The organism is Ancylobacter sp. FA202 (assembly GCF_000380205.1).
In the GTDB taxonomy this organism is placed as follows: Bacteria; Pseudomonadota; Alphaproteobacteria; order Rhizobiales; family Xanthobacteraceae; genus Ancylobacter.
On the sequence record NZ_KB904818.1, the window covers coordinates 817258 to 833133 of the forward strand.

A 15876-nucleotide genomic window follows, 5' to 3' on the forward strand; every position below is an offset into this window, starting at 1 on the left:
TGACGATCTCATCCCGGGTGGGGATGATTAAAAGAGCCCGATATTAGGCCGGTTCAACGGGATTCGATCAGCGTCGCAGCGTGGCGTGCAACGACAGGCGAACGGCGGACCTGCTGTGAGGCGATCGGAAGCGGCATGGCGAGTCTCCGCTTCACGGCTTGAAACAATGCTCCCTTTGCCAGCGCAAGAAATGGGATGGGGCCGTTCGATCAGCCCGCGGGGCGCGATGGCGCGGCTCTGCCATGAACGATAGGACGGCTATCTATCAATCACGTATCCGCTATTCTGTGAGCTATAGTGGGAGACACTATCGCTCATGGTGTGGAACTGGACGCAGCACGGCTGGCCGCATTTTGCCTATGATCCGGTTGCCCTCGAACCTCTGGAGCGGCGGTTCCTGCTGCTCACTGGCGAGGTGATCGGTGCGGTCCGGCATGTGAGCGATGACGAGCGGGACCTGCTGCGGATCGAACTTCTCAGTGACGAGGCCGTCAAGACCAGCACGATTGAAGGGGAGACGCTGGATCGCCTCAGCGTGCAATCCTCCCTGCGCCGTCAGCTCGGCCTCGACACCGACAATCGCAACGTGAAGCCGAAAGAGCGTGGCATCGCGGAGATGATGGTCGATCTCTATCGGAGCAGGGCGGATCCCCTTGACGCTGACGCGCTGTTCCGCTGGCACCGCATGCTGATGGCCGACAGTCGGCATCTGGAGACGATCGGCGGCTACCGTCGCCATGAAGACGCGATGCAGATCGTGTCTGGCCGCCAGGATCGGCCGACCGTGCATTTCGAGGCGCCGCCATCCTCCCGGGTTCCGGAAGAGATGGCCGCCTATCTCGCCTGGTTCAATGGCTCGGCCCCCGACGGCGAAACGCCCTTGCCAGCACTCACCCGGGCCGGGATCGGGCATCTTTATTTCGAGAGCATCCATCCCTTCGAGGACGGCAGCGGACGCATCGGCCGAACCCTGGCGGAAAAGTCCCTCGCCCAGAACATCGGGCAACCGACCCTGATCGCGCTCGCCCATACCATCGAGCCGCACCGCAAGGCCTATTAGGACCAGCTCGAAATTCACCAGCGGACGCTCGATGTCACGGACTGGCTGGTCTATTTCGCGGAAACGATCATCGCGGCCCAGGAGACGACGCTCGGCCGCGTCGCCTTCCAGATCGCCAAGGCACATTGTTACGATCGCTTCCGCGACAAGCTGAACGAACGGCAGGAAAAGGTGATCGCCCGTCTCTTCCGTGAGGGCCCTGGCGGCTTCACGGGAGGCCTGAGCGCGGAGAACTACCTCGCGATCACCGCCACCTCACGCTCCACCGCCACGCGCGACCTGCACGATCTGGTCGAGAAAGGCGCCCTGACGCGCACCGGCGAGCGCCGATATACGCGCTACCACCTGAACCTGCAGGGGACGGCGGCAAAGTCGGGCGATGGCGGCATGTGACGCAACTGTTCGGGCTCTTTCGGTCGCCGTCGGCACGGCATCCCCTCAAACTTGCAGGATGCGCCAGAAGCCGACGTTAGCTGCGGGGACGATGAATGGCCGATTTGGGGCCGGTGGCAGACTGGCTGGTTATGGGGACTACAATCGAAAAGCCGACATATCGCCGATGAATGTCTGCGGCCGGAATTAACCCTTCGCTGGCCTTCAGAAGGACCGTTCCGAGCGTCGGCAGCTCCCGCGCTCGTCACGCGCTGGGGCGATTTCGTGTAAGGCCGTCGAGGTGATCAGACGCTGATGCGCCCGGTCGCCAAGCCGAAGATGGCGATCACCGCGCCGGTAGCTGCCGCGGCGAACAGCAGCCGCTCCATGGGCGTGAAGATGCGGTGGCCGCGCTCCCGCTGTGCAAGGATGAAGAGCACAGTGCCGGGCGCATAGATCACCAGCGACAGCAGCAGGAACGTCAATCCGCCCGCATAGATCAGCCCGACCGTGTAGAGCGTCGCGATACCAGCGCGCACGAGATCGCCTGCACGGCCCTTGGGCGTCTCGGCATAGGTATCGCCGCTCCACGCCAGTTTCAGCGCGTAGGCCGCGACCAGAAGATAGGGCAGGAGGATCATCGACGAGGTGAGCTTGAGCGCGAGGAGGAAGGCCTGCTCGGCAAACAGCGTCAGGATGAGGAAGAACTGCACCAGCAGATTCGTCAGCCAAAGCGCGGCGACGGGCACCTTGTTCCGGTTCTCGGCGGCGAGAAAGGCCGGCATGGTCTCCATCCGTGCGGCCGAGAACAGGACCTCGGCCGCCAGCAGCGACCAGGAGAGATAGGCGCCAAGTACCGAGACGATGAGCCCGACGGAAACGAAGACCGCCCCCCAGGGACCGACAACCGCCTGCAGCACGCCCGCCATGGAGGGATTGCGGAGGCCCGCCAGATCCGGCCGCAGCATGACGCCATAGGACAGCATCGTTACCAGGACGAGCAGGCACAGCACGCCGAGGAAGCCCAGCAACGTGGCGAAGCCGACATCCGAGCGCTTGCGCGCATAGCGGGAATAGACGCTCGCGCCCTCGATCCCAACGAAGACGAAGACGGTGACCAGCATCGTGCCCCGCACCTGATCGAACAGGCCGCCGGCGTCCGCGCCACCCGAGAAATTCGCGGCAAAGACATCGGCGTTGAAGCCAAAGCCCACAAAGATGAGAAAGATCAGGATCGGAATGATCTTTGCGACGGTGACGAGGGTATTGAGCGCCGCCGCCTCGCGCACGCCGCGCAGGATGAGGAAATGCACGGTCCACACGCCCAGCGATGACACCGCCACGGCGATAACGGTATTGCCATCGCCAAAGACCGGAAAAAGCGCGCCGAGCGTCGACTTGATCAGCACCCAATAGGACACGTTGCCGAGGCAGCAGACGGTCCAGTAGCCGAGCGCCGAGGCGAAGCCGAGATAATTGCCGAAGCCACTCTTGGCATAGGCGAACACGCCGGCGTCGAGATCCGGCTTGCGACGTGACAGGGTCTGGAACACGAAGGCCAGCATGAGCATGCCGCCGCCGGCGATGCCCCAGGCGATGAGCGCGCCCAGACCACCGGTGACCCGCCCGAACGTTTGCGGCAGCGAGAAGATACCGGCTCCTACCATGGAGCCGACCACCATGGCGGTCAGTGTCGGCAGCGCGAATTTCAGTTCCGTGGGCTGGTTCATGCGAGCGCCTGCGCGACGATGGTGGGGTCCCCTCCCGCTCCCCATCGGGGAAGAGGGAGGGGGCTATTTCAGTAGTCCACCGCGTCTCGAATGATCGGGCAGGTCATGCAGTGCCCGCCACCACGTCCGCGCCCAAGTTCGGAGCCGTCAATGGTGATGACCTCGATGCCGGCCTTGCGCAGCAGTGTGTTAGCGTAGGTGTTGCGATCATAGGCAAACACGACGCCGGGCGAGGCGCAGACAAGGTTGGCACCCGAATCCCACTGGGTACGCTCGCGCATATAGTCGTTGCCGCCCGTGTGGACGACGCGCATTTCCTTCAGGCCCAGCGCCTCGCGAACGGTCTCGACAAGACCGCCCTTGTCCTTGCGCAGCTCGACGCCGCCCTTGCCATCTGGGCGGTAAGAGAAGCAGTCGATCTTGTCGACGATGTCGGGGTAGAGCAGCACGCAGTCGCGGTCTGCGAAGGTGAACACCGTGTCGAGATGCATCGCCGCCCGCAGCTTCGGCATGGCGGCAATGATGACCCGTTCGGCGGCGCCCTGCGCGAACAGCGCCGCCGCAGCCTGGCTGATCGCCTGGCGCGAGGTCCGCTCGCTCATGCCGATCAGCACGTTCCCCTTGCCGATCGGCATCACGTCGCCGCCCTCCAGCGTGGCGAGGCCCCAATCTTTGGTGGGGTCGCCCCACCACACCTTCACCTTGCCGGTGAAGTCGGGGTGGAACTTATAGATCGCGGTGGTGAGAATGGTCTCTTCGTGCCGCGCCGGCCAGTAGAGCGGGTTGAGCGTCACACCGCCGTAGATCCAGCAGGTGGTGTCGCGGGTGTAGAGCGTGTTCGGCAGCGGCGGCAGCAGATATTCGTTCACCCCGGCCGCGTCGCGGATCAGCGCCAGCGTTTCGCCGCCAATAGTCTCAGGGAATTCATAGGTCGACAGGCCACCGATCAGGGTCTCGGCCAACTGGCGGTTCGGCAGCCCGTCGAGATAGGAGCGCACCTCGTCGACAAAGCCGACGCCGATCGTGTTCGGCACCACCTGATGGTCGAGGATCCACGCTTTCGCCTCGGGAATCGCGACCGTCTCGGTCAACAGATTGTGCATCTCGACCACGTCGATGCCGCGGTCACGCATCTTGGTGATGAAGTCGAAATGATCGCGCTTGGCGACATCGACCCACAGCACGTCGTCAAACAGCAGCTGGTCGCAATTGCTCGGGGTCAGGCGCTGATGAGCGCGCCCTGGGGCGCAGACCATCACCTTGCGCAGCTGGCCGACTTCGGAGTGAACACCGAAGGGGATTTCCATCATGGGAGCTCCTATGACTGGTCGATCAGTGTGTGATGGTGCCGGTGAGAAGGCCGTAGGCACCGACGGCGGCGGCCAAAACCGTGATGCCGAAGACGAGCAGCTCGGCGCGGGTGAACACGCGCGCCTTCTGCTCGCGGCGTGCCCAAAAGTAGAGAAGCAGCGTGCCGGGCACGAACAGCACGGCGACCAGCAGCACATATTTCAGCCCGGCGGCGACGAACATGAACAGCGTGTAGATCACGGCGATCCAGGCGATGATCTGGTCGCGACCGCGCTCCCGAGGGGTCGCCTCATAGCCGACACCGCTGCGCGCAAGCAGAACGCCATAGCCGGCCACCAGCAGATAGGGCAACAGCGCCGTCACGCTGGTCATGTCGAGCATGAAGTTGAAGGCATCGCGCGACCAGTAGGTCGACACGACGAACAGCGAGACGACGATATTGGTCAGCCACAGCGCGTTGGCGGGCACGCGGTTGCCGTTCTGCGCGGCGAACAGCTTCGGCATGTCCTGCGACTTGGCGGCAGCGAACAGCACTTCGGCGCAGATCAGCGACCAGGCGAGATAGGCGCCGAGCACCGAGACCAGAACGCCGATGGAGATGAACACCGCCCCCCAGTGCCCGACGACGAGTTCCAGCGCTCCCGCAAGCGAGGGGTTGGCCACGCCGGCGATGGCCGCGCGCGGCGCGGTGGCATAGGGGAGCAAGGTCACCGCCACCATGAGGCCGGTGACGGCGACGAAGCCGAGGATGGTGGCGGTGCCGACATCCGAGCGCTTCTTGGCGTAGCGCGAATAGACGCTGGCCCCTTCGATGCCGAGGAACACGAAGACGGTGATCAGCATGGTGTCGCGCACCTGTGCCAGCAACGTCTTCTCGGGCATGTTCACACCGCCGAAGAAGTTCTCCGAGAATTGCGCGTAATTGAAGAAAAACACGAAGGCGAGAATGGCCACGATCAGCGGCACGATCTTGGCGATGGTGACGATGGTGTTGACCACAGTCGCCTGCTCGATACCGCGCAGGATCATGAAATGGAAGGCCCAGATTCCGACCAGCGAGACGATGATCGCGGTCGCGGTGCTGCCGTCGCCGAAGATTTCGGGGAAGAAGCGCCCGAGGGTCGAGCCGATCAGCACCCAGTAGAACACGTTGCCGAGGCAGCTTCCGAGCCAGTAACCGAACGCCGACAGGAAGCCCATATAGTCGCCGAAGCCCGCCTTGGCGTAGGCGAACACGCCGGCGTCGATGTCGGACCGCCTCTCTGCCAGCGCCTGGAACACACGCGCCAGCATGTACATGCCTGTGCCGGCAATCGCCCAGGCGATGATCGCGCCAAACGGCCCTGTCGCGGTGGCGAATCGGCCCGGCAGGTTGAAGATGCCGGCGCCGACCATAGAACCCACCACCACCGCGGTCAGGGCGGGAAGCGAGAGCTTGCCAGCAGAGGTGTCCGCCATGTTGCGCCTCTTGAAAAAGCAGGGAGCGTATGTGCTCGACCTATAGACCAGCTGGCATACCAATAAATGGGCATTGCGTCCCACTTGTTGGCATCGAGTCCCAATCTGCACGATTTACTCTAGGCCATGTCCCCGACGTGCTACAAGTGTGAAATAAAAATGGCGACGCGCCCTAGAACAATTATGAATACTTCTCGCACATGCAGCATGAATTCTGCATTGCGCAGCCAGACAGTCGCCGAGTGTGCGATGCGGGCGTGTTCCACCAGCTAGGCGGTAAGCTGGCGGAGAAGTTCGCCGAGGCTCGGCAAGCGGCTGGAGTTCAGTGCGGTTTTCGGGCGGCAGCCTGTTCCACGCCGGCCCATCCGGCACGCTTCGCGGGCCTGCTTGGGTGACACGCCGAATTCATGACGGAAGGCGCGGCTGAACACGGACGCATCGGGAAAGCCCCATTGCTCGGCAATGCGTGTGATCGGGCGGACCTCCATCGGATCGAGCAGCGCGTGCCGCGCCGCCTGCAGCCTTTGGCGCCGCACATAGACCGATATGCCGCCGATCGGCTCGAACAGTCGGTAGAGCCGCGAGCGCGACACGCCGAGATCCTTGCAGATCGCCTCCGGCGTGAGCGCCGGTTCCGTCAGACGGAGCCGGATGAGCCGCCGGGCCCGTTCGAGCAGGGTAAGGTCCATCGGCGCCTGGGCCTCGGCCAGATGGTCGCGGGACGGTCGCGCGGCGGCGATGAGCAAGCAGCGCGTCGCCTCGACGAGGTGATCGACGTTGTGGGGCTCGATGAGCGGCAACCGGCGATCCAGCGCCAGCATAAGATCGGCCAGCAGCGTTCCCGGGCCGGTGGCGAGCGGCACGTCCAGCAGGTTGTCGAGGCACGAATCCGCCAGCAGGTTCCGCGGCACAAACAGTGTCAGAACCCCATCATCATCGATCTCTGTGACGAGGGGCCGCGCGAGAGAGTGGATGCAGGGCCGCGCATCCGGCTTGGCATGCGCCAGACCAGCCTCGTCGAAGCGGCACGGCAGCATGACGTACCAGTGGTCGAGCACGGCCTTGGGCAGATGGGTCAAGCGGACCGGATGACCTTTGCGCGGCAGGCTCGTGCTGGTCAGCACCAGACGGCCGAGCGGCCAGATGCGCTGCGACATGGCGAAGGACGTTTGGCCATCTGCACGCGGCCCAATGTCTAGGATCGCCTCATAGGCGTCGCGGAATGCCCCGAACTGCTGGTGCGGCGGCAGGCCGGCGGTGGTGAACAGAATGGGATGCACGCGCGTCGTTCTGTCCGGAGAGCTTCTGAACGAGGCGGATCGCATGCTCCCCAACGGCCGCACAGTCCCGTGTGACAACTGGACATAGATTGTGAAAAGACGCGATAGTCCGCCACGCTGGGATTCGCATGTGACCGGACGATCGCGAGGAACGATGTGGCGTCGCTGGCGTCCTGTCGCGACGAGTGGGCAGCAGGCGCGGATTGCAGCGTATGGACAAGCAACACAAGCTGGATCTGGATTTTCGCGCCATAAGCTCGGGCCTGGGAGTCGGCGAGTTCGTGCGCTCCAGCCGCGTGTTCGCACATGCCGATGACGTGTTTCGCACTCGTGAACACGGCTACCGCCGCCTCGACAAATTCACCCTGCTTCACGTCATGAATTTCGATGTGGCCGAGCCTTACAGTCTTAAGATGGTGCGGACCGACTTGGTCTGCATCCAGGCCATCGTGGCCGGCCACTACAGCCGCTGGATCGGCCAGCGCATGGATGTCGTCAATCCGCATATGCTGCAGGTGAGCAACATTCCGCTGTCCGTCTCGGATACGGACGCCGGGACAAGGCTGCGCGGCATCCTCATCGTCTGCGAGCGCCAGCACTTCATCGAGCGGTACGGTCTCGATATTGACCGCGTTCCGCCTGCCTTCAGGCCGATATTCCTCTCGCAGCACGGCACGCCGGACGTTCTTTCCCTGCCGCTCTCGCCGGCCGGCATCGCTATGGTCGATCAGATTGTCTCCTGCCGTTATGCCGAGCCGTTGCGCGGCGTCTTCCTGGGCGCGAAGGCTGTCGAGATCCTCTGCGACGTCGTCTCGCAGGTGCACGACCTGCGCCAGCGCGCGGCGCCACGCCTGATCGGCGAACAGGCAAAGATAAGGGCGATCCAGACGGCGGCGGCAATCTATCGGCGCGAAATCGCTGATCCGCCGACCATCGAACAACTTGTCCAGCGTGTCGGCTTGAACCGCAACGAACTGTCCAAGGGCTTCCGGAAGCTCTTTGGCGCCACGCCCCACGCCTATGCGCATGCACGACGCATGCAGCATGCGCAGGAAATGTTGCGCAGCGGCGATCTCGCCATCAGCGAAGTCGCCCGGCGCATCGGCTATGAGGGCTATTCTAGCTTCGCCCGCGCCTATCACGCCTATTACGGATGCGCGCCGTCACCTGCGGATGCCGGAGAGTAGCGCGGGTCGCAGCTCAGGAAATCGGCCTGTGAGCCGTCTCGGGCATGTTCCAGACCACAAGTAGGCTGGTCGCCGCAGCGGCGACCACATAGCCGGCAGGCGCCAGAGGGCTGTCCAGTGCTGTGGTGAGCCAGACGGCGATAAACGGCGCGAACCCGCCGAACACGGCCGCCGCTATGGCATAGGACACTGCCGACCAGCGCGAACGATCGGGTGTCGCAAACAACTCGGCAATGACCGCCGGCGCCGGGCCGGAATAGAGCGCGATGGCAACGGCGAAAAGCAATTGCATGGACACCACAAGCGGAAAGCTGCGAAGCGCGACGATCATCCACATAGCGGGGATCACCATCATCAGTACAAGCAGGCAGGAACAGAGCAGAAAAGGGCGGCGGCCAAATCGATCCGAGAGCCTGCCAATCAGAGGCACGAGCAGGATGATGGCCACGAGGGCAAGCGTGTTGGACCATGTTGCCTGCGCCGCGCTCAAGCCGGCATGCCTTTGGGCAAAGAGCGGCATGTAGACGAGGAAGATGTAATAGCAGACCGTCCAGTGCATGGTGAAACCGATCACGGTCAGGCTGGGACGACGTATCAGCCGCAGTACCTCAGCGGTGGACGTGGCACGCCCCGCCACTGGGCCGTAGACCGGCGTTTCGACCATGCCGGTGCGCAACCAAAGCGCCACGATCCCCAGCGAACCACCGATCAAAAAAGGCACGCGCCAACCCCAGTCCTTCAGGCTCTCGGGCGAAAGCGTGCTGACCAGAATGGCTGCGACCGCGCTGGCGAGGCCGCTGCCGACCGCGACGGTGACCGACAGGAAGCTGGTGGAGAAGCCGCGCCGACCTTCGGGGGAAACTTCGAGCAGGAAGGCGTTGGCGATGCCCCATTCCCCGCCGGCGGAAAAGCCCTGAACCAGCCGTGCCAGCAGGAGCAGTATCGGCGCGACAAGCCCAATTGCCTCGAAGGTCGGCAGGATACCGATCGCGAAGGTGGCGGCTCCCATCAGCCCAGCGGTGATCACGAGACCCGGCTTGCGCCCCTTTCGGTCGCCTAAGCCACCCAGTATCAGCCCGCCGAGCGGGCGCATCACAAAGCTGACGCCGAACACGGCGAGCGTGGCCAGCAGCGCGACGGTGTCGCTTTGCTGCGGGAAGAAGGCCCCCGCCAGATAGACGGCGAGCAGGCCGTAAATAACGAAATCATACCATTCCAAGATGTTGCACAGCAGTACGCCGAGGAAGGCTGGCCGCCGTCGCTTCACCGTCCGTTCATGCACTGCTGACCTCATCTCGGAACGGCCATGGCGGGTTGCGGTGGTGCAGACATGCTATCTCGAAGGTACGGGCGCGATTGCGGTAAAGACCATATCAGGCGCCTGCCGAGACGCGACCTTCTTTCACGGCTTTCGCCTTGTATATTAATAGCTCCCCACAAGCTCTCAAAGCTTGGATGCATAGTCCGCAGGTGTTCGCGGCCGCTGATGGCCCAGTTCTTTTATAACCCACGTTGCGCCGGGACTGACACGCTGGAAATTCGCAACGAAAGGTGTCATCGGTCAAGGGGTCGCATGCGTGGCCAGGCCGTACTAATCGAAGACGAACCGATTTATATCATCGAAATAGGCGAACTTTAACGAAAGAACTCGTTAGAGTTCCACCGGTGTCAATATTCCATCGGGCGATGCAAAATAAAGCGCTATACCGCGTCACGCCGACGATAATCAGGGCACAATGGTGCCGACGCGCCCGCAACTTGCTGATGTCTGCTTTTGGGCTGCGGCCGTTACCCGATCAATGGCCGAGACGGCGGCGCAAAGCGAACGTCGCTGAAGAGGGCAGTCGACGGGCAGGTAGAGAGCAAACCCGGCCGTCGCCACTCAAGCGGCGACTTTACCGCGCTTTTTCGCGAGCATGGTGCGGACGAACTTGTCCCACTTGTCCATACCGGCGCGCTTCTCAACCATATAGTTCCAGCGGTCATAGTGGCGGGAACTGACATCCTGTAGCGCATGGTTCTGAAGCCGGTCGCGGATTTCCTTGGTGACGCCCGCTTTGCCGGCGAGCGTCTTGAAGGTCCGGCGCAGATCCCGGTTGGTCGCATGCGGGATGACGCCGCGATCACGCTGACGCCAGACGAAGGCATAGAGGGTGCCGTGGCTGACCGGACGGGTCGGATCCTTGGCTGAAGGGAAGAACCAGCCGAATGCGTTCGGTGTTATTGACTCGATGAGTTCGGCTGCGAGCGAGGGAACAGGGACCGCGTGCGGCTGAAGGTTCTTCGCCGTCGACCAGTCGATGATCCGCTCCTTGGCGTCCCACTGATCAACATGAAGACGAGCGATCTCCTCCACCCGCTGCCCGGTCAGCATGATCAGTTGAACCGCCCGGGCATAAGATGGGTGGATCGGGGTGTCCGGGCATTCCAGCCACCGATAGAGCTGGACGAACTCATCCTCACTCAGCCACCGGGTCCCCTGCACTTTCGGCTCGGTCGGGATGCCCGAGGCTGGATTGAACGGAATCCGGAAGCGTCTTGGTGAAGCGTGACGGTAATCATTGTCTGACTTCATGCCCCAGCCATAGGCGGCATGGATGTAGCCCCGGACATGGTCGGCCATGGACCGGGCGCCACGCTCATAGATCGGTCGGATCAACTCGACGATCTCCTCCGGCTCGATCTCCCGTGCCAGGCGGTTCCGCCCCAATGTCCCGGCAATCTTGTTGAGACCCTTCTCCGTCTCTTTCCACGACGGCTTGTTCGCCGCCTTTAGCGATACAACATAACCCTCGAACAGATCCGCAACCGTACCCGGCCGGGTATCCGTTGCGATCTTGATGCTCCGGCCCTTCTGGATCAAGTCGGCGTAGTCGCGCTTGAACACCTCCCTCGCCTGCGCCAATGACATCGACGGGTAGGCACCAAGCTTCTTCTTCGTCCGCTTACCGTCCCGCCACTGCTGCGCCATCCAATCGGCAGTCACCCTCTTCGGCATGGGCTTCAGGACCAGCACCAAGCGACCTGTCCCCCGCCCCTCCCCGTCCGGCAGGTTCTCCTGCTTACGGCTAGTCTCCACCCGCTTCACGGCGTGGCGGATGGCGGTATCGGTCAGGCTCGGCATGGCGCATCTCCCACGTGGGCACTGGGATCGGTCGAGGAGAAGCGGGATCGCCGACTGGGATCGGAAAGCGGTCCTCTATCCCTTTTGCCGCTCCCACTATCCCACAGCCTCCGGGAGCACGCCAAGCGCTAAAATCTAGCCCCCACAGCACTTACGCTATGATACACCACGGTTCGACACAGCACCCTACAGCGCGACTGTCGGGTGGTTGTGCACGAGGATGATGGCGCTCGCCGCCACCTCCAGCGCCCGCTTCACCACTTCGCGGGGATAGACCGGCGTGTGGTCCACCGTGCCGCGCTGCTGCACCTCGTCGAGGATGAGCTGGTTGCGCTTGTCGAGGAAGAGGATGCGGAACTGCTCCTGCTCGACAAAGGCCATGCTGGCGCGGCAATGGGCGATCACCGCGCTCCAGGAGGAGAGGACGGGACGCGCCCTCACCTGGCCGCGCGTCACCCGCTCCACCGCCGCGCCGATGAGCTTCAGCTCGGTGACGATGGCCTCGCCGACGCCCTTCACCTCGCGCAGCCGCCCGGGCGGGGCGCCGACCACCTCGGCGAAGGAGCCGAAACGGTCGATCAGCGCCTTGGCCAGCGGCTTCACATCCGCCCGCACGACGGCGCGGAACAGTACCAGCTCCAGCAATTCATAATCGGGCAGCGCCTCGCCTCCCGCCTTGCGGAAGCGCTCGCGCAGCCGCTCGCGATGGCCGAGGAAATGCGGCTCCGCCTCGGCGAAACCGGCCGGCGCGGCTCCTGAATCAGGATCGTCCGGCAGGTCGTCACGGCCGCCGCTGCGCCCTGCTCGGTTACGCGCCATGCGGGCTCCCGCCTCGCTCAGTCGTTGCTGAAGATCGGCTTGTGATAGCCCTTGGGCGAGAGCGTGAAGATCTCGCACCCCGTCTCCGTCACCCCCACCGTGTGCTCGAACTGGGCGGAGAGCGAGCGGTCGCGCGTCACCGCCGTCCAGCCGTCGGAGAGCACCTTCACATGCGGGCGGCCGAGATTGATCATCGGCTCGATGGTGAAAATCATGCCGGGCATCAGTTCCGGCCCGTCGCCGCGCCGCCCCACATGCACGATGTTCGGCTCATCGTGGAAGACTTGGCCGACGCCATGACCGCAGAAATCGCGCACCACGCTCATGTGCAGCGGCTCGACGAAATCCTGGATCGCCGCGCCGATATCGCCGACATGGCGGCCCGGCATCACCTCGGCGATGCCGCGCATCATCGATTCATAGGTCACATCAAGCAGCCGCTCGGCCCGGCGGGGAATCTCGCCCACCGGATACATGCGGCTCGAATCGCCATACCAGCCGTCGACGATCAGCGTCACGTCGACATTGACGATGTCGCCCTCGCGCAGCGGCTTGTCGTTCGGGATGCCGTGGCAGACGACATGGTTGATCGAGGTGCAGGTGGATTTGCGGTAGCCGCGATACATCAGCGTCGCCGGCAGCGCGCCATGGTCCATGGCGAAGTCGAACACCAGCCGGTCGATCGCCTCGGTGGTCACGCCAGGCGCCACCAGCTCATGCACGAGGTCGAGCGCCTGCGCCGTCAGTTGCCCGGCCTTGCGCATGCCGGCAAAGCCCTCGGGGCCATGCAGCTTGATATGGCCGGTCTTGCGCAGCGGCGCGCCGGCCGCCTCCACATAGCTCATCATCGAACGTCCAACAGCACAGGTTCAGGGCGAATACCCGCGCCGAATGTAAGCCATCCGCGCTCCGGCGCAAGGAAAGCGCGCGCAGAACAGGCGCGCACCACCCCTATCCCACCGGCTTCGACATATGAACCAGCCTCCGGTCGGGCAGCTGTTCCACCCGCTCGATGACGTAGCCCTTGCGCCGGTACCAGTTGATGTTGGCCGAGAGCGGTTCGCCGGTATAGAGCCGCACGATGGGCCGCCCCAGCGCCCGTGCCCGCGCCTCCGCCGCCGCCAGCAGCAGGTTACCATGGCCGAATCCCTGCGCCCGCGGGCAGGCGGCGAGGCTGTCGGCCAGAAGGTCCTCGCCGCGCGGCTGGAGGATGGCGACGGCGACGACCCCCTCATTGCCGTCGAGCACCCACACCTCGCGCTCACGGAACACCCGGGCATAATCCCACAGCAGCGGCACCGGCTCGACCCCGAGCAGGATGCGGTTGCGGGCATAGGCCGCGCGCTGCAGCGTCTCCACGGCCGGCAGATCGGACAGGTCGGCCCGGCGCAGCGTGCGGCCTTCCACGTCAAGCGCACGCGTATTCAGCACTGAGAGCGACACGTTCTGTCGGCCGGCCGCGTCGAAATTCTCCGCCGCCAGCCAGGCCTCCATCGCCACGGCGATCTGTGGCCATTCCTCCGCAAGAATCGAGAACCAGGCCGTGTCGCGGTTGCGGCCCTTGACGATCATATGGTGGCGGAAAAGCCCCTCGAAGCGGAAGCCATAGCGTTCTGCCGCCCGGCGCGAGGGGGCGTTCAGCGCGTTGCACTTCCACTCATAGCGACGATAGCCCAGCGTCTCGAACACATGCCGGGCCATGAGATACATCGCCTCGGTGCCGCCCGGGGTCCGCATCAGCGCCGGCGTGTAGAGAATATGGCCGACCTCGATCGTGCGGTTCGCCGGGTCGATCCGCAGATACGTCGCATGGCCGACCGCCACGCCGCTCGCCTTGTCGACAATGGCGAACATCAGCGGGTCGTCGCGCTCCGCCGCCGCGCCGTAATAGGCGGCGAAGGCGGCATAATCCTCATAGGGGCCGGTCGGCAGATAGGCGAACAGCGCGTCGCGTTCCGGCCCGTGGCTGGCGGCGAACAGCGCCGGGCCATGCGCGGCGAGATCGAACGGCACAAGCTCGACATGCTGGCCGGAGAGGCGGGTGCGCGACGGTCGCGGCGCCGGGGCGGTGTCAACGGGGGCGCCGAGCGGCAGCGCCTGCGGCGCGGATGTCTCGTCGTTCGGCACAGCCATCAGCGTCTCACCCAACCCACGCGCCACCGGCCACGCGACCGGCCATTTGCCGATCCGGCCGGCGCAGCCCCTTGAACCTCGCCCCGCTCCCGTGTGACACGAATGCGAAAGACTGCAAGAGCTTTGATGCGCCGCGCCAACGGAAACGCCAACACAACGCCGACGAGGACATGATGACGCCTGCCACCCGCCTGCCGCCCCACCCTGTCGCGGCCTTCGACCGGATCGGCGAGGAGAACGCCTTCGCCGTGCTGGCACGCGCCGCCGCGCTTTCGGCGCAGGGGCGCGACATCATCAATCTCGGCATTGGCCAGCCCGATTTCGCCACGCCCGGTCATATCGTCGAAGCCGCCATCAAGGCGCTGCGCGACGGCCAGCACGGCTACACCCCCTCCGTCGGCATCCAGCCGCTGCGCGAGGCGGTGGCGGGTGACATTCACCGCCGCTTCGGCCTCGACATCGACCCCGGCCGGGTGATGATCGTGCCCGGCGGCAAGGTGACGATGTTCTCAGCCATCCTCATGCTGGGCGAGCCCGGCGCGGAAATCCTCTATCCCGACCCCGGCTTTCCCATCTACCGCTCGATGATCGAATTCACCGGCGCTACCCCCGTCCCGGTGCCGGTGCGCGAGGAGAACGGCTTCGGCTTCTCCGCCGCGGAAGCGCTCTCGCTCATCACCGAGCGCACCCGCCTCGTCATCCTCAATTCGCCCGCCAACCCGACCGGCGGCGTCACCCCCAAGGCCGAGATCGACGCCCTCATTGCCGGGCTGGCGGCGCATCCGCACGTCGCCATTCTCTCCGACGAGATCTACGACCAGTTCCTGTTCGACGGCGAGGCGCACACCACCCTGCTGGCCTACCCGGAAATCCGCGACCGCCTGATCCTGCTCAATGGCTGGTCGAAGACCTATGCGATGACCGGCTGGCGGCTCGGCTGGGCGCTGTGGCCGGAAGGCCTGTTCGACGCCGCACGCAAGCTCGCGGTCAATGCCTGGTCCTGCGTCAACGCCCCGGCGCAGTTCGGCGCGCTGGCCGCGCTCACCGGGCCGCAGGACTGCGTGGCGCAGATGGTCGCCGAGTTCGACCGTCGCCGGCATCTGGTGGTGGAAGGCCTCAACGCTTTGCCGGGCGTGCGCTGCGCCGTGCCGAAGGGCGCGTTCTATGCCTTCCCCAATATATCGGGCACCGGCTGGGCCTCCGCCAAGAAGCTGGCCACCGCCTTGCTGGACGAGGCGGGAGTCGCCACCATAGGCGGGCCGGATTTCGGCGTGTTCGGCGAGGGCTATATTCGCCTGTCCTACGCCAATTCCGCCGCCAACATCTCCCGCGCGCTGGAGCGCATGGACGCCTTCCTGGGCAAGGCGCCCGCCGCCTGAGTGCTGCGGGCCGAACGGAGGCC

At 64.5% G+C, this 15876-nt stretch carries 11 protein-coding genes and 1 pseudogene; 3 read left to right on the forward strand and 9 right to left on the reverse strand.

All coding sequences use genetic code 11. From position 1 onward, the window contains the following. The first annotated feature begins 316 nt into the window (after positions 1-316). A pseudogene (locus tag A3M1_RS0103685) lies at positions 317-1453 on the forward strand (Fic family protein). Between the two features lie 284 nt (positions 1454-1737). On the opposite strand, the gene A3M1_RS0103695 reads toward A3M1_RS0103685, so the two are convergent. From A3M1_RS0103695 to A3M1_RS0103710, 4 genes are all read right to left on the reverse strand, one after another. After that, complete coding sequence (locus tag A3M1_RS0103695; RefSeq protein WP_018387608.1) at positions 1738-3162, reverse strand: basic amino acid/polyamine antiporter; 1425 nt, start codon at positions 3160-3162, stop codon at positions 1738-1740. A gap of 68 nt (positions 3163-3230) precedes the next feature. Beyond that, entirely contained in the window at positions 3231-4469 is a 1239-nt protein-coding gene (locus A3M1_RS0103700; RefSeq protein ID WP_018387609.1) for an arginine deiminase, read from the reverse strand. A gap of 25 nt (positions 4470-4494) precedes the next feature. Then, positions 4495-5931 (reverse strand): basic amino acid/polyamine antiporter, encoded by a 1437-nt coding sequence (locus A3M1_RS0103705; protein ID WP_018387610.1) that lies wholly within the window; start codon positions 5929-5931, stop codon positions 4495-4497. Positions 5932-6200: 269 nt separating this feature from the next. Beyond that, positions 6201-7256, reverse strand: coding sequence for a helix-turn-helix transcriptional regulator (locus A3M1_RS0103710; RefSeq protein ID WP_245261562.1), 1056 nt, complete (start codon positions 7254-7256; stop codon positions 6201-6203). Positions 7257-7423: 167 nt separating this feature from the next. Here A3M1_RS0103710 and A3M1_RS0103715 point away from each other — a divergent pair, with 167 nt between their 5' ends. Then, positions 7424-8398, forward strand: a complete 975-nt coding sequence (locus A3M1_RS0103715) for an AraC family transcriptional regulator (RefSeq protein ID WP_018387612.1) — start codon at positions 7424-7426, stop codon at positions 8396-8398. A 13-nt stretch (positions 8399-8411) separates the two neighbouring features. Here A3M1_RS0103715 and A3M1_RS0103720 read toward each other — a convergent pair whose 3' ends face one another. The 5 genes from A3M1_RS0103720 to A3M1_RS0103740 form a co-directional block, all read right to left on the reverse strand. Next, positions 8412-9680: an MFS transporter gene (locus tag A3M1_RS0103720; protein ID WP_018387613.1), complete on the reverse strand. Its 1269-nt coding sequence runs from the start codon at positions 9678-9680 to the stop codon at positions 8412-8414. Positions 9681-10280: 600 nt separating this feature from the next. Further along, positions 10281-11522, reverse strand: a complete 1242-nt coding sequence (locus A3M1_RS0103725; protein WP_026221120.1) for a site-specific integrase — start codon at positions 11520-11522, stop codon at positions 10281-10283. A 186-nt stretch (positions 11523-11708) separates the two neighbouring features. Continuing rightward, positions 11709-12341 carry a DNA repair protein RadC gene (locus A3M1_RS0103730; RefSeq protein ID WP_018387614.1) on the reverse strand — a complete coding sequence of 211 codons (633 nt, stop codon included), beginning with the start codon at positions 12339-12341 and terminating at the stop codon, positions 11709-11711. Between the two features lie 17 nt (positions 12342-12358). After that, positions 12359-13186: a type I methionyl aminopeptidase gene (map, locus tag A3M1_RS0103735; protein WP_026221122.1), complete on the reverse strand. Its 828-nt coding sequence runs from the start codon at positions 13184-13186 to the stop codon at positions 12359-12361. 106 nt (positions 13187-13292) lie between these two features. After that, complete coding sequence (locus tag A3M1_RS0103740) at positions 13293-14474, reverse strand: GNAT family N-acetyltransferase (protein ID WP_018387616.1); 1182 nt, start codon at positions 14472-14474, stop codon at positions 13293-13295. A 170-nt stretch (positions 14475-14644) separates the two neighbouring features. Here A3M1_RS0103740 and A3M1_RS0103745 point away from each other — a divergent pair, with 170 nt between their 5' ends. Continuing rightward, the gene (locus A3M1_RS0103745; RefSeq protein WP_018387617.1) at positions 14645-15853 is read left to right on the forward strand and encodes a pyridoxal phosphate-dependent aminotransferase; all 1209 of its coding nucleotides are present in this window, start codon (positions 14645-14647) and stop codon (positions 15851-15853) included. The last annotated feature ends 23 nt before the right edge of the window (positions 15854-15876 follow it).